Annotated in this window: 16 protein-coding genes and 1 tRNA gene; 4 read left to right on the forward strand and 13 right to left on the reverse strand. The window is 48.0% G+C overall.

Annotation, left to right across the window (positions count from 1 at the left end; translation table 11 throughout):
* The first annotated feature begins 278 nt into the window (after positions 1 to 278).
* Positions 279 to 366 (forward strand) — tRNA-Ser (locus ACKPCT_RS05555).
* Positions 367 to 417: 51 nt separating this feature from the next.
* On the opposite strand, the gene ACKPCT_RS05560 is transcribed toward ACKPCT_RS05555, so the two are convergent.
* The 3 genes from ACKPCT_RS05560 to ACKPCT_RS05570 all read right to left on the reverse strand — a co-directional run bounded on the left by ACKPCT_RS05560 (position 418) and on the right by ACKPCT_RS05570 (position 3,592).
* Positions 418 to 1,017 carry a hypothetical protein gene (locus ACKPCT_RS05560; RefSeq protein ID WP_319568627.1) on the reverse strand — a complete coding sequence of 200 codons (600 nt, stop codon included), beginning with the start codon at positions 1,015 to 1,017 and terminating at the stop codon, positions 418 to 420.
* A 925-nt stretch (positions 1,018 to 1,942) separates the two neighbouring features.
* Complete coding sequence (locus ACKPCT_RS05565; RefSeq protein ID WP_319568628.1) at positions 1,943 to 2,662, reverse strand: hypothetical protein; 720 nt, start codon at positions 2,660 to 2,662, stop codon at positions 1,943 to 1,945.
* A 333-nt stretch (positions 2,663 to 2,995) separates the two neighbouring features.
* On the reverse strand, positions 2,996 to 3,592 hold the full coding sequence (locus ACKPCT_RS05570) for a hypothetical protein (RefSeq protein ID WP_319568629.1): 597 nt from the start codon (positions 3,590 to 3,592) through the stop codon (positions 2,996 to 2,998).
* 456 nt (positions 3,593 to 4,048) lie between these two features.
* Here ACKPCT_RS05570 and ACKPCT_RS05575 point away from each other — a divergent pair, with 456 nt between their 5' ends.
* A complete protein-coding gene (locus tag ACKPCT_RS05575) occupies positions 4,049 to 4,150 on the forward strand; it encodes a DDE-type integrase/transposase/recombinase (protein ID WP_090073542.1) in 102 nt (33 codons plus the stop codon).
* Positions 4,151 to 4,341: 191 nt separating this feature from the next.
* Here ACKPCT_RS05575 and ACKPCT_RS05580 read toward each other — a convergent pair whose 3' ends face one another.
* On the reverse strand, positions 4,342 to 5,097 hold the full coding sequence (locus ACKPCT_RS05580) for a FadR/GntR family transcriptional regulator (RefSeq protein WP_090073543.1): 756 nt from the start codon (positions 5,095 to 5,097) through the stop codon (positions 4,342 to 4,344).
* A 327-nt stretch (positions 5,098 to 5,424) separates the two neighbouring features.
* Here ACKPCT_RS05580 and ACKPCT_RS05585 point away from each other — a divergent pair, with 327 nt between their 5' ends.
* Positions 5,425 to 6,573, forward strand: coding sequence for a mandelate racemase family protein (locus ACKPCT_RS05585; protein WP_319568630.1), 1,149 nt, complete (start codon positions 5,425 to 5,427; stop codon positions 6,571 to 6,573).
* 214 nt (positions 6,574 to 6,787) lie between these two features.
* Positions 6,788 to 8,398, forward strand: a complete 1,611-nt coding sequence (locus ACKPCT_RS05590) for an ABC transporter substrate-binding protein (RefSeq protein ID WP_090073546.1) — start codon at positions 6,788 to 6,790, stop codon at positions 8,396 to 8,398.
* Between the two features lie 432 nt (positions 8,399 to 8,830).
* On the opposite strand, the gene ACKPCT_RS05595 is transcribed toward ACKPCT_RS05590, so the two are convergent.
* The 9 genes from ACKPCT_RS05595 to ACKPCT_RS05635 all read right to left on the reverse strand — a co-directional run bounded on the left by ACKPCT_RS05595 (position 8,831) and on the right by ACKPCT_RS05635 (position 19,023).
* Positions 8,831 to 9,580, reverse strand: a complete 750-nt coding sequence (locus ACKPCT_RS05595) for an ABC transporter ATP-binding protein (protein ID WP_090073548.1) — start codon at positions 9,578 to 9,580, stop codon at positions 8,831 to 8,833.
* Positions 9,580 to 10,434, reverse strand: a complete 855-nt coding sequence (locus tag ACKPCT_RS05600; protein WP_090073550.1) for an ABC transporter ATP-binding protein — start codon at positions 10,432 to 10,434, stop codon at positions 9,580 to 9,582. The genes ACKPCT_RS05595 and ACKPCT_RS05600 overlap by 1 nt, the downstream gene beginning before the upstream one ends.
* A 4-nt stretch (positions 10,435 to 10,438) precedes the next feature.
* Positions 10,439 to 11,341 (reverse strand): ABC transporter permease, encoded by a 903-nt coding sequence (locus ACKPCT_RS05605; RefSeq protein ID WP_090073551.1) that lies wholly within the window; start codon positions 11,339 to 11,341, stop codon positions 10,439 to 10,441.
* A gap of 2 nt (positions 11,342 to 11,343) precedes the next feature.
* Positions 11,344 to 12,366, reverse strand: coding sequence for an ABC transporter permease (locus ACKPCT_RS05610; protein WP_210186762.1), 1,023 nt, complete (start codon positions 12,364 to 12,366; stop codon positions 11,344 to 11,346).
* An 810-nt stretch (positions 12,367 to 13,176) separates the two neighbouring features.
* Complete coding sequence (locus ACKPCT_RS05615; RefSeq protein WP_090073555.1) at positions 13,177 to 14,526, reverse strand: anaerobic sulfatase maturase; 1,350 nt, start codon at positions 14,524 to 14,526, stop codon at positions 13,177 to 13,179.
* Positions 14,527 to 14,828: 302 nt separating this feature from the next.
* Positions 14,829 to 16,373 carry a sulfatase family protein gene (locus ACKPCT_RS05620; protein WP_319568631.1) on the reverse strand — a complete coding sequence of 515 codons (1,545 nt, stop codon included), beginning with the start codon at positions 16,371 to 16,373 and terminating at the stop codon, positions 14,829 to 14,831.
* A 113-nt stretch (positions 16,374 to 16,486) separates the two neighbouring features.
* Entirely contained in the window at positions 16,487 to 17,398 is a 912-nt protein-coding gene (locus tag ACKPCT_RS05625) for an aliphatic sulfonate ABC transporter substrate-binding protein (RefSeq protein ID WP_090073795.1), read from the reverse strand.
* A gap of 87 nt (positions 17,399 to 17,485) precedes the next feature.
* Positions 17,486 to 18,268 (reverse strand): ABC transporter ATP-binding protein, encoded by a 783-nt coding sequence (locus ACKPCT_RS05630; protein ID WP_175528096.1) that lies wholly within the window; start codon positions 18,266 to 18,268, stop codon positions 17,486 to 17,488.
* Positions 18,268 to 19,023 carry an ABC transporter permease gene (locus tag ACKPCT_RS05635; protein WP_090073560.1) on the reverse strand — a complete coding sequence of 252 codons (756 nt, stop codon included), beginning with the start codon at positions 19,021 to 19,023 and terminating at the stop codon, positions 18,268 to 18,270. Before ACKPCT_RS05635 ends, ACKPCT_RS05630 begins: the two co-directional genes overlap by 1 nt.
* Between the last annotated feature and the right edge of the window lie 36 nt (positions 19,024 to 19,059).

The raw sequence follows: 19,059 nt of genomic DNA on the forward strand, positions 1-19,059 counted from the left end.
CAATATTTCCGAAAATGGCTGATATTGCCAGAGAAAATAGACTATTCCGTCTATCGTGGTAAAGGGAGTGTAAAGCGATGGTGGCAAAAATGTGGTCGCGATTAAGATAATGCACTTAACTCGTGCATTTTGCTTCCCGATCAGGTGTTGTACCCAGATAGATATACGCAATGACGGGGCTTGATCGTCTATTTTTCAACAGCATGGCACGAACAATTGCAAGAAGGCTTGCAATTGTTTGAAAATAGCGGCAAAAGGGCTCCCAACCACATGACGCCGGAGGGGTGGCAGAGTGGTCGATTGCGGCGGTCTTGAAAACCGTTGGGCTTCACGGTCCCGGGGGTTCGAATCCCTCCCCCTCCGCCATTTTTTCTTTTAAGTAATTGAAATATTATTCTTTCTAGAAGATTTGGCCTTTTATTCACCTATATTGCATTTTTTAATAATTCTGTTTAAGTAATTGACTGTTTCTATTTTTTGTTTATTGTTAATATTTTTTAGCGCAATAAAGTTATACGATTGATAGTATTCATTTTCATTTGAGCAGTATACTATTTCGCTTATACTTGTTTTTTTGTTTGCATTTAGTGAATTTATATCCTTTATATCGAATTTCGTATTATTTATGTTGTAGTTATGTATTGTATTTTTTCTTTTTATTTTGTAATCTTTTACTGTTTTTGAAATAGTTTTGTTGTATTCTTTGCTGAATTTGATAAAAATAGTGTCTTTAAGTAAATTTAATGATTCTATATCTTTAAAATAGAAGGTTTCATTAATTTCTTTTTTCTCTCCGTTGAAATTACAATTTATTTTTCTTGATCTTGTTATTCTGAGGGTGCATTTGTTTATTTCTAATTCGCATATATAGTTTTTTGGGCATCTTAGCGAATTTTGAATTTCAAATATTGTACTATTATTTATATATTCTTGAGAAAATGAATTGCTCGAGAATATAATTTTCGAGATTAAAGAGAAAATAAATAAAATATATTTGGTGCACAATTTACTTTGCATAGTTTCCTCCGAGCGTTCTAAATCCCATTTTGCGCATAAAGCGGTCGCTTTGGGCTGGGCGGATATCTGAAGTTATATGGAATTGCAGATGTTTGGCGCCGATTTGATCTGACTATTGCTTAATCCCCCTCACTAAACGAATGGCTACTTTCCCGCCGAGAAGGCTACGTCTGATGGATTGGGTGACATGGATGACGTGGACTGTGGTGAGTAAGGTTTCTGTACCGACATAATACTCGCCTGCCGCTAATCGCAACGTTGGTTGCAATCGATGCCGCAAAGGGTATGCCAATATTACTATCAGAGCTCGGTTTATTCAGATTTGAATTGGTTTTGTCATTCATAATGACCTCTTCGCAAGAAAACGAGTTTTAGGATTACGACTAAAAATAAGCTTATGTTTGCATTTATGAAGAGAGCGGCGCCTCCTCCAACTAGAGGATACAATGGCCAGAAGAACCATCTCGTATTTCCTGGCCAGCGGGGATCAAAATTTTGTGGTACTTCTAGAAATGCAATCTCAGCAACCCAAAGAATCAAAGTCGTAAAGCACAACAGAAAAAAAGGGGTTTTGCTGTTCAAGCCTTTGCAGCGTCGCTTTGCTACGACTGTTTTCCAAAAACCGACGACGCGTATGGTAAGCATTATCGGCATAAATAACAGGCTGGTTAAAATGGTGGCTGAATATGAGTTGGCGGAGTAGTTATCATAAGTTTTCAAGAATTCAACTCTATCTTGAAACAATGAAAAGTTGTCTCGGATATAGCTTGTTACTTGCTCAATGTTTTCTCCATATATCAATAGCAAAATATATGGAGAAAATATCATTATTGATACATCAATCCATAACTGAGTACTGATTCTTCTGGATTCATTTCCATATTTCCATTATTATTAATTTGTTAATTTAATACTATCTTTAACATTAGAAGTTTATGGATTTTAGCTTTCTCTTTATGCAGCTGTGATGATCATTTTCTTTTTGGCACAAACCAAAAGCTTCAGATACTGCTCTTGGATAAATTTTTTCTAGAAAATCGTCTGATTTTGCTTTTTCGTTGGTTTCTATTCCAAGGCTTTCATACGAGAATATTTCCACACATTCTTTTTTGATTTTGTAAGATTTTTTTTCTGGTATAAATAGAAAACTGTAATTTATCGTATTTGAAGTGATGGCTTGAACAAACGTACATTCATTTTTCTCGTTTTCCTCTATTCTGTCATATTTAAATGTGTATCCAGATTTTTTCATTCTAGAAAAGAAAATATTTATATCAAGTTTTTCTTTAATAAAATAGTCTCTTGATATGATTATAAATATTTCAGAATTATTAAACCTATTTATTACTTCTTTTTTGTTGTTTTTTAATTTGTAAGGTGCATAAGTTTCTACTTTTATATTCATACTGTTTGCGTATGATTTTACTAAGGAGTCGAAAATTAAATATAAATCTCTATTTTCAATTGATTTTTTGTTTGATATTATTGAATATATTATTTCTTTTTTTATATTTTTAATAAGTTTTTCTTCTGAGTTTTGGTAAAAAAAACTATCTTCTTTATTTGAATCGTCGCAAAGGGCCGAGTTGTTAAAAAATAGGCTTCCAAGAATAAGAAGGCAAATAAACACATTAGTGCGCAGCATAGTTTCCTCCTAGTGTTCTAAACCCCATTTTGCGCATAAAGCGGTCGCTTTGGGCTGGGCGGATATCTGAAGTTATATGGAATAGCAGATGTTCGGCGCCGATTTGATCTGACCATTGCTTAATCCCCCTCACTAAACGAATGGCTACTTTCCCGCCGAGAAGGCTACGTCTGATGGATTGGGTGACATGGATGACGTGGACTGTGGTGAGTAAGGTTTCTGTACCGACATAATACTCCCCTGCCGCTAATCGCAACGTTGGTTGCAATTGATGCCGCAAAAGGCATGCCAATATTATTAGAGTTCGGGTTGTTCTGATTTGAATTGGTTTTGTCATTCATAATGACCTCTTCGCAAGAAAACGAGTTTTAGGATTACGACTAAAAATGAGCTTATGTTTGCATTTATGAAGAGAGCGGCGCCCCCTCCAACTAGAGGATACAATGGCCAGAAGAACCATCTCGTATTTCCTGGCCAGCGGGGATCAAAATTTTGTGGTACTTCTAGAAATGCAATCTCAGCAACCCAAAGCATCAAAGTCGTAAAGCACAACAGGAAAAAAGGGGTTTTGCTGTTCAAACCTTTGCAGCGTCGCTTTGCTACGACTGTTTTCCAATAACCGACGACGCGTATGGTAAGCATTATCGGCATAAATAACAGGCTGGTTAAAATGGTGGCTGAATATGAGTTGGCGGAGTAGTTATCATAAGTTTTCAAGAATTCAACTCTATCTTGAAACAATGAAAAGTTGTCTCGGATATAGCTTGTTACTTGCTCAATGTTTTCTCCATATATCAATAGCAAAATATATGGAGAAAATATCATTATTGATACATCAATCCATCCAAACACGTCATTGAATCTTTTATATTCTTCGGTTTCATCATAAGGAATAGGGTTAGCTTCTTTGAGCCATTCCTTCATGGACATTCGTGCGCTCCGTTTAGAGATATTAAAAACAAGCTACCACGCATAGTTTCCTCCGAGCGTTCTAAATCCCATTTTGCGCATAAAGCGGTCGTTTTGGGCTGGGCGGATATCTGAAGTTATATGGAATAGCAGATGTTTGGCGCCGATTTGATCTGACTATTGCTTAATCCCCCTCACTAAACGAATGGCTACTTTCCCGCCGAGAAGGCTACGTCTGATGGATTGGGTGACATGGATGACGTGGACTGTGGTGAGTAAGATTTCTGTACCGACATAATACTCCCCTGCCGCAGCGTAGAGATATCCAACGGGTTTTTCATTTGCTTCTGCCAAAATCGAAATAAGATTGGGATGCTCTTCGTTTACGCCAAGTCTCTGAGCTGCTTGTCGAACGCTTAGGCAGATGCGTCCGTTGAGATTGTTGTTCGGTCCGTGCCATTCGAGCTTCAGCCAAGCATGTGCTATGTTGATGAAACCTATATCAAGGTGTGCGGGTTCTGGAAATATCTATATCGGGCCATGGACAATTACAGGAACCCGGTTGATTTTTCTGCCTAGAGCCAAGAGAGATCTTGGTGCGTATTCAGCACGACGTTCAAGGGCGAACCGCTTCTGTCTACGGGCACATTGGTACAGACGGTGCCAACTCCTCTTCGGACTTCAAAAACTAACGCAGCATCAAAATGAAGCAGATCTCAGGACAAATAGGACCTGCTAAAAACTCTGCGACGGGCTCCTTCATCCTCTCATCATGCTGAAATGTCCAACGACAGGCTTTCGCGCAGCATGTTGCGATAGCGCGACAGAGCCCCTTCGAGATGCGTCTTCATGGCACTTTCTGCGGCTTCCGCGTCGCCGTCGACGATAGCCTGCAAAATAATGGCATGTTCGCGATGAAGATGCGGATTCGGATGGATCTTGCGTCGATCAAGCGCGCCGGTCAGATCTTTTCGCGGAATGATACCGGGGCGTATCATGGCCAAAAATTGCGGGAAACGTTTGTTCTGCGTTGCGACCGCGATCTCATAATGAAACTGGAAGTCCGCTTCATAAGGCCATTCATCAGCAGCCATCGCCTCGCCGACAACGGCGTGAGCTTTCAGAATATTCTCCAATTGAGCAGAAGACCGACGAGCAGCTGCAAGTCCTGCGGAACGAATTTCAAAAGCGGAGCGCATTTCCAACAGCTCGATCACTTCAGATATTCTATCCGGGGAAAGATCGGAGAATGGATGATTCTGACGCGCATTGCGAGGGTCGAGAACGAACACCCCTGCCCCTTTGCGTGCCTCCACCAGACCATCAGAACGCAAAATGGCAATAGCCTCTCTAACGACGGTTCTGCTTACCTCAAACCGTTTCCCCAGATCTGCTTCGCTCGGCAAGCGATCGCCAGGAACAAATTTTGTCGAAGCAATTTCTTGTCGGAGAAGCTCGCTGATCCGGCTGACCAAAGTCTGTGATTTGCCACTTTTTTGCTTTTTGCCGTCTTGCTCCGCTTCCATCTTTCACCTTTCACAAAACCAAAGCTGTATGCCTGATTTTCAATCAATATGACTATTTATCATATTTTTCAGCACATTCAATTTCTCTTCTGGTGAAGTGTCTCTGAAATTTTTAGATTCCTGTCATTTTTCGTGTCAAAAGCGACAGAAGCCCATCAGGCAGGCCTGAAAATCTGCTGTTTGAACAGCTTAATGCGAAATCTATCGAAAATCTATATGAAAGATATTAATAATCTGTATGACAAATATTGACGTGCTTTGAAAATTCCCTTAACAATGAAAAATACAGAATGATAGCCACCAGAAGGCTACGGGAAGGTCTTGCTCATGATTATTACTGATGTCTCAGTCTCGGTCTTTTCAACCACCACACGCCGCCATTCGGACAGCGCAGGTCATGGGCACCCCGGACCGGCTCACAAAGTGCAGCAAGCGATGTTGACGATCAACACGGAAGATGGTCATCAGGGTTACTCTTTCTGCCCTCCAGAAATCGTGCGGCCCCATATTCTCGAGAAATTTGTCAAGAAGGTGCTGATAGGCCAGGACTACCGGGATCGCGAGCGTCTGTGGCAGGACTTGGCCCACTGGCAACGCGGCTCTGCTGCACAGCTTACTGACAGAACGCTGGCTGTGGTTGATTGCGCGCTCTGGGACTTGGCTGGCCGCACACTCAATCAGCCGGTTTACAAACTCCTCGGCGGCTATCGCGACAAGATGCCTGCTTATGGGTCGATTATGTGTGGTGATGAGCTGGAAGGCGGACTGGCGACGCCGGAAGATTATGCCCGATTTGCTGAGAAACTCGTGAAGCGCGGCTACAAGGGCATCAAGCTTCACACCTGGATGCCACCAGTTAGCTGGGCTCCAAACGTCAAGATGGATCTCAAAGCCTGCGCAGCGGTTCGTGAAGCCGTAGGCCCTGATTTCAGCTTGATGATTGACGCGTTTCATTGGTATTCGCGCACGGATGCATTGGCGTTGGGGCGTGGCCTCGAGCAACTTGGCTTTGACTGGATAGAAGAGCCACTCGACGAGCAATCTCTCTCTTCCTATAAATGGCTGGCAGACAACCTCGAGATTCCCGTTCTGGGGCCTGAAAGTGCGGCTGGCAAGCACTGGCACCGAGCGGAATGGGTGCGCTTCGGCGCATGTGATATTCTGCGCACTGGCGTTAATGATGTTGGCGGCATAACACCAGCCATCAAAACGATGCGCATGGCCGAGTGTTTCGGCATGAATTGCGAAGTGCATGGCAATACGGCGATGAACCTGCATGTCGTAGCAGCTTCAAAAAACTGTCGTTGGTATGAACGTGGCCTATTGCATCCATTCCTCGAATATGACGACGGGTTTGACTATCTGAAATCCCTGTCCGATCCAATGGATGAGGATGGATTTGTGCATGTACCAGACCGTCCTGGTTTGGGCGAAGACATCGACTTCGACTTTATCGAAAACAATCGCGTTCAATGAGCTTTGAGAGGACGCTCACTTACTCCCCTCTCTGTTTGTGCAAGTTGAAGTTTAAGAAGAGGCAGAAGCTTGGAGAGAAATCTCTCTCAATGAGGAGTATCGAGTTTCTGTCCAAATCCAGGGTGCGACGCTATGAGTGTTGACTAAATTGTCAGACATATTTTTAATCCGTCGTACATAGCAAGAGTATTCATGGTTACTATTGGGAGGAAACATGAAAAAACTACTCGCTACTGTTGCTTTCAGTGCCGTTCTGTTGGCTGGCACTGCAAGCTTCAACTCTGCCGCAATGGCAGAAACACCGAAGGATCAACTCATCGTTGCGTTCAACATGAACAACGTGTTGACGATGGACCCTGCCGCCATTACAGGCGGCGAAGCGGTTCAGATTTTGAACAACGTCTATGACGCCCTTGCTCAGCTTGATCCTGAAACGCGGCAGCTCCAACCACGCATTGCGGAAAGTTGGGATATCGCTCCTGACAATATGTCTGTGACGTTCCACCTGCGCAAGGATGCCAAATTTGCATCAGGCAATCCGGTAACGGCAGACGATGTTGCTTTTAGCTTTAAGCGCTTGCTTACACTCAATCTGGCTCAGGCATCTTATCTCAAATCCCGAGGCTTCAAATCTGAAGATGTTGACAAGTATTTCGTTGCCAAAGATGAGCATACTTTTGTCCTGAACCTGCCTAAGCTGGACGACCCGAAGCTCATCATCATGATATTGACGCAGGCTGGTCCTGGCTCCATTCTTGATTCCGAGCTCGTCAAAAGCCATGAGAAAAACGGCGACATGGGCAAAGAATGGCTAGCGAACAATTCCGCTGGCTCAGGCGCGTTTTCGCTGACCAAATGGCGCGCAAACGAGTATGTCATTCTCGGCCGGAACGATGATTTTTGGGGTGGCGCTCCGGAAATGAAACGCGTGCTCATGCGCCATCTGCCTGAGTCTCAAACTCAGCGGCTAGGCCTTGAACAGGGCGATCTTGATATCGGCTTCTCGCTTGCCGCAGCAGACCTTAAGGCGCTCAAGGAAAAATCAGCTCTGACCATCAACTCAGTACCCAGCGTGGGGTTCTACTATCTCGCCGTGTCCATGAAGGATGAACGGTTTGCCAAACCGAAAGTTCGAGAAGCCCTGCGTTATCTGATTGACTACAAAGGCATCAACGAGACGATCATGTCATTCTTCGGTGTTCAGCGTCAGCGCCCGATCAACTCCGGTGCTTTCTCGGCGATGGAGGACCCGGGGTATACATTGGATGTCGCAAAGGCCAAGAGCTTGCTTGCTGACGCTGGTTATCCGGACGGATTTGATACTACCATTCGTGTAATCTCAACCCAGCAGTTCCTCGATTCAGCGACAGCCATTCAGTCCACGTTGGCACAGGCTGGTATCAATGCTGAAATCATTACTGGCGGTGGCAGCCAGATCTATGGTGCCATGCGCAACCGTGATTTTGAATTGCTCGTTGGGCGCGGCGGCGGTGGCCAGTTCCCGCATCCAGATAGCAACCTCCGCGCATTGGTCTACAATCCGAATAATGCTGACGAGGCTAAGCTGACCAATTATCAGGGCTGGCGTACCAGCTTCTTCAGTGAAGAACTCAACAGCATAATTGAGAAAGCTTTGGTTGAACCCGATCAGGCCAAACAGACCGAGCTATACAAGGACGTTCAGATTAAAATGGACAAGGAAATCATTCCGTCTATCCAACCATTCTCGGAACGCGTCGTGACCGCAGCATATCAGGCCAATGTCAAGAATGTGATAGTTGACCCATGGGTTTGCCGCTTTGAAAACGTCACGAAGACTCAATAAACCTCCAAGACGTACAAAATAGCAACCACACTGAAAGAGCGTATCTTACGGTACGCTCTTTTTTTGTCTCGCTTGAGGATTTCCAGCCGGTTGCTGAATGGTCGGCGCCCAACACCTCCTGATGACGACGGAGCCATCGAAAAAGAAGCAACGGGTGTGTGTCTCTTAGTGGCTGGCGAGGATGTGGGGTGCTAGAAAGTGGGGAGCTGGCCATCGCTTCGTTCGTGCGGATGCAATTATTGTCCAGAAGGTGATGCCGGAGAGGACGCTACTGCACTGATGACTATGGATGATTTTGAAAAGAAATGGTGCAAGTGTCATTGATCATTTCCGAGACATTTTCGATAGGGCAAGTGCAGCGCCCTTGCCCTATCTTTGATCCTTATCCTTATCGAAGAAGCCGCCGGTGGCCATGAACCGGGATTGCGTTGTTTATTCTACAGTACGCTCATATTTGAGGCTTGCAGCAATCAACTCCTTGGCATAGGGCATCGCCGCTTGATTGTCCGGGATAGCTTCTCGCGGCAGAATCTCGACGATTTTTCCGCCCTGCATGACCGCGAAGCGATCACACATATGATCGACCACAGCCAGGTCATGACTGACGATCAGATAGGTGAAGCCTTTTTCTTCCCTGAGCCGCACAAGCAAATTCAGGATTTCAGCCTGAACAGAAACATCTAGAGCGGAGGTCGGTTCATCCAACAGCAGAATATCCGGCTCAAGAATAAGGGCTCTCGCAATAGCGACACGTTGTCTTTGACCCCCTGAGAGCTGGTGAGGATAGCGATCCAGAAAATCAACGGGTAACCCAACATCGGTCAAAGCAGATTCCATGCGCTGCTGGTGATTGTCCAGCTTGTGGATTTTGAGAGGCTCAGACAGCGTCGTTCGCACAGAATGGCGCGGATGAAGCGACCCGTAAGGATCCTGAAACACCATCTGGAACGTACGGCACCGTTCAAAAGCACTCATCTCTCGTACAGATGTTCCATCAATTCGGATGTCTCCGCTCCAGGAGTTGAAGAGCAACGACATGCAACGCAGTACGGTCGATTTGCCAGATCCACTTTCGCCAATCAAGCCAAAGCACTCACCCCCATTCACTTCGAAGCTTACGTCAGGCAGAATGACCGCGGAACCGAGCTGTATCCTAAGTTTATCTATTGAAACAGGTTTCATCACACCACCTTCACATCTTCAAGCCATTCAGGACGACGCTCCAGCACAGGCAAAGGCGCTCGCGGCCCGCCAATATGCGGTTGAGCAGCAAGAAGCCCTTTCGTGTAAGGATGCCGGGCATTATGCATTTCAGATGCATTGAGGGCCTCAACTACCTGCCCCGCATACATGATGAGCACTCGATCACAGAAATTGCGCACCAGATTGAGGTCGTGCGAAATCATGATAAGGCCGATACCCTTATCGCGAACCAACGCATCCAGAATATCAAGCACCTGAAGCCGCACGGTCACATCAAGTGCCGAGGTTGGTTCATCCGCGATAACGACATCGGGGTCGGTGAGCAGCATCATGGCGATCATAATGCGCTGCCCCATACCGCCGGAAACTTCGTGCGGATAAAGGCCGTAAACGCGCTCTGGATCTCGAATCTGCACCGATTCAAGCATCGCGAGTGTTCGCTGCCTGGCTTCCTTTTTGCTGCACCGGATGTGATTACGATACGCTTCGTCCACTTGTGGGCCGCATTTCTGTATCGGGTTGAGCGAGAATTTAGGATCTTGCAAAATCATGGAGATGCGCTGGCCACGGACCTTTAGCATTTGCTTTTCGGGCGTATTCAGAAGGTCGATATCACGGAATTGCATGCAATCCGCCTTGATCTCCGCTGTCGGGAGCAGTTTCAGCAGTGCGCGTCCTACCGTTGATTTGCCAGATCCGCTTTCGCCGACAATGCCGAGGCGCTCTTTGCCCAAATTGAAGGACACATTCCGAACCGCGTCCGTTGGGGTGCCTCGGTAGCGGATAGAAAGATTCTCGACCGAGAGAATGGTATCAGAGTTCAGCTCTTTCATCCTGTTATCTCCGGTTCAGCTGTTTGGGATCTAGCGCATCTCGCAAGCCATCACCCAAGAGGTTGAAGCCAAGTGAGACGCAGAAAATTGCAATGCCAGGGAAGGTAACCACCCACCAGCTATCGATCATGTAACGACGACCCGTTGCGATCATCGCACCCCATTCAGGCAAAGGCGGTTGAGCTCCGAGACCCAAAAAGCCGAGCCCTGCTGCAGTGAGGATCACGACTGCCATATTGAGAGTGAGGCGAATGATCACCGATGGCAGACACATCGGAACAATCGAGCGCCAGATGATACGGAAACTTGATGCCCCCTGAAGGCGCGCCGCGGCAATGTAATCGGTTTGCCGAAAAGTCAGGGTTTCCGCTCGTGCCAAGCGCGCAATTGGTGGCCACGCAGTCAAGGAAATGGCAATGATCGCATTGTAAAGGCTCGGGCCCAAGGCTGCCACGAATGCCAGCGATAGGATGAGGGAGGGAAACGACAGGAAGATATCGGTGATCCGCATCAATACTGTATCTACCTTGCCTCCAAGATAGCCTGCGACTGTCCCGATCGTCAGGCCAATCGGACCAACGACGACGGAGACAATTCCGATGATTGTTAGAGAAATGCGCGTTCCGTAAAGAAGACGGCTATATATATCGCGCCCCAATTCGTCTGTGCCAAAATAGTGCTCCGCGCTTGGAGCCTGTAAAGCATTGCGTAAATCCTGAATATAGGGATCGTGTGTTGCAAGCAACGGCCCGATAATTGCCAGTATAATCAACAGTGCCAGCACAAACAGACCGTAGGCTGACGTGGGATTTTTCAAGAGGAACAGAACAAGGTTCTGAGTGGAAACAAGCCATTGAGGCTTGCTTGCTTTTTGTGTGACGTTCGGTGTCAGGTTGAGATCTGTCATGATTAGCGAGTCCTCGGGTCGAACACACGGTAAAGAATGTCGGAAATCAGGTTGAGCGCTGTGAATATAAGGCCGACGATCAATACGCAGGTCATAAGAGAATTCATGTCGCCAATCATCAAGTTGCCGACCAGATAGGACCCAAAGCCGGGCCAGGCAAAAACGGTCTCGATCAGGATTGACCCCTCAAGCAAGGTACCGAAAGCCAAGGCGACAATCGTAATCAACTGCACCCGGATATTGATGAAGGCATGAAACCAGATGGTCTTGCACTGACTGAGCCCTTTCACGCGGGCTGTTGTGATATATTCCTGGTTGATCTGGTCGAGCATGAAGCTGCGCGTCATACGCGTGATGAAGGCTGCCGAAGAATAGCCCAACAAGGACGCAGGCAAAATGATGTGTTGCAGAGCACTCTTGAAGACATCCCATTCACCCGCCATGGCGCTGTCGAGCAAGAGAAAGCCAGTCGTGTTCGGCTCTAGTCCGATGTAAAACTGGCTCATGCGACCAGATCCTCCTACCCAGCCGAGTTTGGCGTAAAATATGATCAGAGCTATCATTCCGGTCCAAAAGATTGGCATGGAATGGCCCATCAGGCTGAATACACGAATAAGATGATCGGGCCAGCGATCTTTGTTTACCGCGGCCACCATACCCAAGGTCACTCCCAGCGTTGCGCTGATGATGATTGCGAAAAGTGCCAGTTCGATGGTTGCTGGCATAACGTGGAGAATATCTTCCAGCACGGGCATGCCAGTTCTTACTGATTTACCCAGATCTAATGTGACCACGTCATGCAAATACATGTAGAATTGCTCCCACATGGGGCGATCTAGCCCGAGTTGCCGATACACATTTTCATAGACTTCTCGTGTGGCCTCCTCTCCCACGATTGCTCGTACGGGATCGTTGGGCATGACCCTGCCGATTATGAAAGTGAGAGTAAGTAGACCCAATAAGGTAACAGCGATCGTGCCCACTTTGGACAAAATGGCTTGTACCTGGCTCCTGTACGCAATCATGTGGCTCCTCCTCCCATGATGCAAACCGCCGAGCGTTAGGCGCAGGCTTGCTTTCTGTCATATTAATTTAATTTCTGTCATACAGATAATTGATTGTCAAGATGGAAGGCTGACATCTGGCGTCTATCAAAGCTCCCGCTCAACGAGATCCCTGTCCACCTTTCCCGAGGACAAAACTTATGGTCTCTATGGCTGGGAGTGTGGAGGAATAACCTGTGCTACAATCTTGCCAGCTGCCCTGATCGAAAGGCAGAAGCTCACAAATTGACAAAATAAGGATATTTTTACAGACCCTTAGTGGAAGTTCATACTCCTCATTGTGCGCTTTATCTCGCACGTATGAAGCTATTCGGCTATAGGCCATCCGGCCGCTTCTGCAGTTCACAGTAAAGCCTCGAACAAGTCTTCAACAGCCCTATCACCCACGACACGATAACCTGTCCGATAGATGCGATCGCCCTAAACATACCTCAGGTCCTTCAATTACCCTCGTTGGTGGGAGAAGGTTTATTACTCAGGGCCCAGTTCGGGCTCAGGTAGTGTCTTTGAACGCAGAGTTCCAAAAGAGGATGATCCGGACAATATGACTTGGCCAACTGATCACAACCCATATATCAATTATTGGAGATATTCTGCATCCGCCCCAATTCGGGCATTTGTTGTCGGGTATATGTCGCAAAGCAGGTTCGTTATTCGGGCCATTCAAATGAAGCAGCAACCAAACAGAGGGTGCTCCCCTGCATATCCCTTCAGCTTTTAGCGCTGCTATTCGACATCTTTGGATCGATTGGCTTCGTCAATAGGCCTCATTTAACGATTGACGCTATGCGCCCCGCAACAATGCTTGTACTTTCTTCCGCTACCACAAGGGCACGGAGCATTGCGGCCAATGGACTGTGCTTGCAAGCCGGAATGTGACCGGTTTTCCGCTTGGCCTTGCCGGATTATTTTCATGATATCGGTGGCGGGGCGTCCTGCACGAATAAGATTGGCCATCACTTGCAAAGTCGGCCCGGCATGTTTGACAAAATGCGTGGTGGAGCGGCAGAAATAATTATGTCCCGGTTCTCCATCCTTGCTCTTGAGAAAACGATGCTTGGGGCATCCGCCATTGCAGGCAAAGCGAATATCACAGCCGAGGCACTGTTGAGTAAGAGTGTCTCTCTTGGCATTGCCAAACTCTTTCTGCTCAGGCGAGTTTGCCAATATATCAATCGGTTTTTGCGTGATATTGCCAAGCTTGAATTGCGGATAGACATAGTGATCACAAGCATAAAGATCGCCGTTATGCTCCAAAGCGAGCCCCTGCCCGCACGTTTCGGCAAAGACACACAGAGATGCAGGTTGCCCCATAAAAAGGCCCAGTTGCATGTCAAAGAACTGAACAAAAACCTGACCAACATCCCGCTGAACCCACTCATCGAAGATCGTGGTTAGAAAACGGCCATAGGTGCGCGGCAAGACACTCCATGGAGTTACTTTATATTCAACGCGATCCTCATCAATCTGTGGTGCTGGTGCGAGCTTTTGCGCGCCGGATGAGCGTTCCACTATCGGTATAAACTGGATAAATTGCGCTCCAATCTCTCTCAAGAAACGATAGACTTCAAGCGGGCGTGTCGCACTGTCGCGATGAACAACCGTCAGAATATTATGCTCGACCCCATATTTGTTCAGAAGCTCATAGCCGGCCATGACCTTGGCAAAACTGGCGCGCCCTGCCCGGTCATAGCGATAGAGATCATGGATCTCTTCCGGGCCATCAATACTGATACCGACTAGAAAATTGTTCTCTTTTAAGAAACGAGCCCAGCGATTATCAATTAATGTGCCGTTGGTCTGCAAGGCGTTGCGGATTTTCTTTCCCTTGGGAGCATAGTGTGCCTGCAAGTCGACAATTTTTTGAAAGTAGTCAACGCCCAATATGGTCGGCTCGCCTCCTTGCCAATTGAACCAGATATCCGTTCCTTTGAGGTTTGCTTGAGAGGTGATAAAGTCGCGGATATATGTTTCGAGAATCTCTGCAGGCATTTCGAACCGCTTGGTCTGCGAATAGAGGTCCTCTTTCTCCAGATAATAACAATATTTGCAATCAAGGTTACATCTTGGACCAATCGGTTTGGCCATGACCTGAAAGGGACTTTCAGTATGTATTGTCATAAAATCAAATCCTTTTCAGATTGAAACTTGAACGCAAAGAGAGCGGAGATCTCTTCGCAAGCTCTTAATCAGATCTGGGGCCTTTGGTAGACTTACACGCTGGGCCGGGACCTCGCATATAATGCTTCTCTGGTTGATAGTGCTTTTTATAAAGGGCAATCAAGTGCCGGATAAAGGAACCCAAACGCATGGGATTGATTCCTTGCTTGCTATGTTTGGTATCGGGCGTCGTCCCTTTGCCAGACTTGACTGAGCCAAGACCAGCAAAGGAATGCACCAGGGGGACAACAATCGGTCTCTTCTCAAAGAGAGGACAAGTCAGCGCGAACCTCCTCGCTGCAATGCTCGGGAACATCGCCGATATCGGCCATCTTGTGATCCAGCTTCGATAGCATCGTGCTGAATATTTCTGCATAGGCAGGGTCATCGGCAAGATTGGTGAGCTCGAACGGGTCTTTTTCGCAATCAAACAGCTCCCATTCAGGTGGCGCATCATTTGGGCGTGCCCCAATCTGTCCAAGATCCTTGTTGTACCAATAAATCAGCTTGTAGCGGGGATCACGGATACCATAATGGGCGTAGGCATGATGGATCTCGTCATTGTGCATCCAATAGCGATGATAGGCTAACTGATCCCAGTTATCCGGCGTTTTGCCTTCCAAAACAGGGCGCATCGAGGTCCCTTGCATATAGCTGGGCACCGGAAGGCCCGCAAAATCAAGGAAGGTTGGAGCAAAATCTACATTGCTGGCAATATCAGAACTGACGCTGCCCGGTTTGATGGCTGCCGGATAGCGAACAAGGAACGGCATCTGGAGAGATTCTTCATACATGAAGCGTTTGTCGAACCAGCCGTGCTCGCCAAGAAAGAAGCCCTGATCGGACGTGTAGATCACGATCGTGTTTTCTGCCTTGCCGGTCTTGTCGAGATAGTCAAGCAATCGCCCGACATTGTCATCAATGGCCTGGATCGTGCGCAAGTATCGTTTCATATAGCGCTGATATCTGAATTCAGCGAAAGCCTGCGGATCATCGAAGGTGATATTCTCACCCGTTTTCTGGTCAATGACAGTAATTGTTTCTCCAGGAGCCAATTCAGGGATTTTTCGCTGTGGCCAATAGTCCGTTACCAACTCCCCAACCTGCTCTGCCGGTCCCTCAGGCTGAACAAGCCCGAGATCTTCGTAGGTCATGTCTGATTTAATGCGCATTTGGGCCGCTTCTGCAGCTGCAGCCCGATTGGCATAGTCATCATTGAATGTTTCCGGCAGCGGCAGGTCTTCGTTCGCCCAAAGATGATCATAGCGCGGATGAGGCTGGAAGTTCCGATGTGGCGCCTTGTTGTGACACATCAGGAAAAATGGCTCATCACCGCAACGTTTAATGAAGTCGAGTGACATGTCCATGATAAGATCTGTTGCATAGCCCGGATGGCGCCGCTCCCCTTCGGGATGGATGAACATCGGGTCCCAATAGTCCCCTTGGCCTGGTACAACTGCCCACTCGTCAAACCCCGTTGGCTCATGTTCTTTGCCTTCGCCCAAATGCCATTTGCCAAACATGCCTGTGCGATAGCCGCTGCTACGCAGATGCTTGGCCACATTGGGGAGGCGATTGTCGATATGCGTATCCAGCGTTGTAACGCAATTGACGTGATTATAGGTGCCCGTCAATATGGCTGCGCGACTAGGGGTGCAAATGGAATTCGTGACATACACTGCATCGTGGCGCATACCCTCATTGGCCAACCGGTCAAGATGTGGCGTATGGTTCAGCCCACCGCCATAGGCCGAGATGGCTCGACTGGCATGGTCGTCGGACATGACGAATATGATGTTGGGACGCATTGTTTTGTTCCTTTTTCTTTCAACGGGGAGAGCAGAGGGCAGCCTGCCCCGATGGTGCAACAGATTCACCAGAGGCCGCACCGGCAAAAGCCGGTGCAACCGGTCATGAAAGATTATTCAGCGTAAAGATCCGACAGATAGAAATCCTTTGCTGGCAAAGGATCCTTGATCTTGCCGAAGTCGGCATATAGCCGAGCCAGCGTATCGAACCAGGCATCCACCTTGCCGTCTCTGGTCAGGTCTTCCAGTTCCTTGCTGCTTGGTAGCTTGGCTAGCTTGGCTTCCTTGGCAAGCGGACCTTCGGGCACATTCAGGAACTTGGCTGTAATCGCCACAGCTTCATTCATATTGTCGCGACGGAAATCCAATGCCTCTTTGATAACCGCATTGACCTTCTTGACCACAGCGGCATTGCCGCTCATGGCGTCGCTGACGATAAAGCTGGACGGGAATGCCACATCAGGGAAAAAGTCTTCGTTGGAGGTGAGTTCATTCATGTCTGGAATACGGTTCCGAATGACCTCTACAAAGGGATACCAGATACCGGCTGCATCTACCTGACCGGAGCCAAAGGCGGTTACTATGGTGCTGGGATCCATTCTGACTACTTCGATGTCGTCAAGCGTCAGGCCCGCCCGCTCAAGCGCGAGACGCAGCAGCATGTCGCCAGATGTGCCTTCTGGCACGCCTACTTTCTTACCCTTTAGGTCGGCAATCGTTTCAATTCCCGGCTGGGCAATTACACGGTCTGTGTAGCCGAGCGCATTGACTGCGATGATTTTGGCTTTGCCTGAAGCGGGAAGCCAAAGCGCTCCTGGTCCGATATAGGCAAAATCCAGTGATCCGGCTCCAAGAGCCTGAACCTGTATCGGTCCGTTGGTGAAGACTTTCAAGTCTGCCTTGAGACCATGCTTCTCCCAGAGGCCCTTTTCGGTTGCTATTGCAGCCATGCTGGTTCCGAAATAGTCTGCAATATAGCCCATGCGAATATTGTCGGCATCGGCGCTGGACGCAGCGCCGGTCATGATCCCCAGCGAGACCCCGAATATTCCTGTTCCCAAAGCTTTGACCAGTGTCCGTTTGGTAATAGCCATCTGTTTTCTCCTCCTTGGTTAAGCTGCATCTGCCCCGCGGCTATAGACACCTCGCCAGACTTCGTTCCGGATTCTTATAAACTCCTCCGAAAGCCGGATTTCATCTGTGCGGGGATAGGGCAGATTCACTTTAATTATCTTGCTCAGCCGTCCGGGCCGGGCGGCCATGACAATGACGCGATTGGCCAAATAGACCGCTTCATCCACATCGTGGGTGATGAACATGATTGTGCGTTTGTCCTGGGACCAGGTTTCAAGCAATTGTTCTTGAAGGCGCACTCTCGTCAGAGCATCCAGTGCGCCAAATGGTTCGTCCATTAGCAAGACTTCAGGATCAACAGCGTAAGCGCGAGCAATTGCACAGCGCTGCTTCATGCCGCCCGAGAGCATTTTGGGCAGAGAGTCCGCGAAGTCGGACAGGCCAACCATCTCGATATAATGTTCGGCCAACGTCCGCCTTTCTTCCGGCTTGATGCCTTTCAGCTTCAAGCCGAACTCCACATTCTTGCGCACAGTCAACCACGGGAAGAGAGCATATTGCTGGAAGATAACACCTCGATCAGGTCCCGGTCCTTTCACTTCACGCCCATGCACAAGGCATTCACCATCGGTGAGCGGAATAAGCCCTGCGGCGATATTCATCACTGTCGACTTGCCGCACCCGGAGGGGCCTACTACGGTCACGATTTCGCCTTCGGCAATGTCCAGACTGAAGTCTTTCACTGCCTGAAAAGCTCCCGGCCCTTCTCCAAAGATCTTGTTGACATGCCTGAATATAATCTTGGGTTCTGGCTGGGCCATCATGCGGTCCCCTTTTCTTGCCACCGGGTTAGATATTCATCGGCTCGCCCAACCAGACGATCCATGATGAGGCCCAATATGCCAATGGCAACAAGGCTGACAAAAATGGTGGGAAGGTCGTAGTAGAGCTGCGCCTGCTGCATCCGGAACCCCAGCCCTGATTGTGCGGCGATCAATTCGGCTGCCACAACGGTAGCCCATGCAGAACCAAGCCCGATTCTAAATCCTACGAGAATGAACGGCGTTGAGGCAGGAACGACAACAGAGCGGAAGATTACCCAGTCGGACGCTCCCAACACGCGGGCCGCATTTATATAGGTCCGGTCAACGTTGACGACACCCTGAAAGGTAGCCACAACTGAGGAAAGAAAAGCCGCCAGAAAGATAACGAAGATTTTCGGAGTTTCATCGATCCCCATCGTTACGATTGCCAGAGGAATGATCGCAAGCGGCGGAATCACTCGAAAAAACTGGATCCAGGGTTCTATGAGTCCCCTTGCCAATCGATACCACCCCATCAAAAAGCCGATGGGAACCGCAATCGAAACCCCTAGCAAGAAGCCAATGAGCACGCGGCGCATCGAGGCAAAAATGTCAACGAACAACTGGCCATTTCCCGCCAGCTCAAAGCAACGGATGACAACATCGATAGGACTGGGAAGGTTGGTTGACCCGACATATGTGGCAAACCACCACAAGCCAATGCCGAGAATGAATGAGATAATACCAAGGCCGATTGTTGCGAGTTTGTCCATCCTCACAAAGATTGACCTCTTGTTCTTGTCCGTTTT

Origin of the sequence: Cohaesibacter marisflavi, assembly GCF_963665895.2 — a bacterium.
Classification (GTDB): Bacteria; Pseudomonadota; Alphaproteobacteria; order Rhizobiales; family Cohaesibacteraceae; genus Cohaesibacter; species Cohaesibacter marisflavi.

Bases quoted from the DNA above. Each gene is read 5' to 3' on its own strand.
- ACKPCT_RS05560 (WP_319568627.1), bottom strand. From the start codon at position 1,017: ATGCAAAGTAAATTGTGCACCAAATATATTTTATTTATTTTCTCTTTA.
- ACKPCT_RS05565 (WP_319568628.1), bottom strand. From the start codon at position 2,662: ATGCTGCGCACTAATGTGTTTATTTGCCTTCTTATTCTTGGAAGCCTA.
- ACKPCT_RS05570 (WP_319568629.1), bottom strand. From the start codon at position 3,592: ATGTCCATGAAGGAATGGCTCAAAGAAGCTAACCCTATTCCTTATGAT.
- ACKPCT_RS05575 (WP_090073542.1), top strand. From the start codon at position 4,049: ATGTGCTATGTTGATGAAACCTATATCAAGGTGTGCGGGTTCTGGAAA.
- ACKPCT_RS05580 (WP_090073543.1), bottom strand. From the start codon at position 5,097: ATGGAAGCGGAGCAAGACGGCAAAAAGCAAAAAAGTGGCAAATCACAG.
- ACKPCT_RS05585 (WP_319568630.1), top strand. From the start codon at position 5,425: ATGATTATTACTGATGTCTCAGTCTCGGTCTTTTCAACCACCACACGC.
- ACKPCT_RS05590 (WP_090073546.1), top strand. From the start codon at position 6,788: ATGAAAAAACTACTCGCTACTGTTGCTTTCAGTGCCGTTCTGTTGGCT.
- ACKPCT_RS05595 (WP_090073548.1), bottom strand. From the start codon at position 9,580: ATGAAACCTGTTTCAATAGATAAACTTAGGATACAGCTCGGTTCCGCG.
- ACKPCT_RS05600 (WP_090073550.1), bottom strand. From the start codon at position 10,434: ATGAAAGAGCTGAACTCTGATACCATTCTCTCGGTCGAGAATCTTTCT.
- ACKPCT_RS05605 (WP_090073551.1), bottom strand. From the start codon at position 11,341: ATGACAGATCTCAACCTGACACCGAACGTCACACAAAAAGCAAGCAAG.
- ACKPCT_RS05610 (WP_210186762.1), bottom strand. From the start codon at position 12,366: ATGATTGCGTACAGGAGCCAGGTACAAGCCATTTTGTCCAAAGTGGGC.
- ACKPCT_RS05615 (WP_090073555.1), bottom strand. From the start codon at position 14,526: ATGACAATACATACTGAAAGTCCCTTTCAGGTCATGGCCAAACCGATT.
- ACKPCT_RS05620 (WP_319568631.1), bottom strand. From the start codon at position 16,373: ATGCGTCCCAACATCATATTCGTCATGTCCGACGACCATGCCAGTCGA.
- ACKPCT_RS05625 (WP_090073795.1), bottom strand. From the start codon at position 17,398: ATGACCGGCGCTGCGTCCAGCGCCGATGCCGACAATATTCGCATGGGC.
- ACKPCT_RS05630 (WP_175528096.1), bottom strand. From the start codon at position 18,268: ATGGCCCAGCCAGAACCCAAGATTATATTCAGGCATGTCAACAAGATC.
- ACKPCT_RS05635 (WP_090073560.1), bottom strand. From the start codon at position 19,023: ATGGACAAACTCGCAACAATCGGCCTTGGTATTATCTCATTCATTCTC.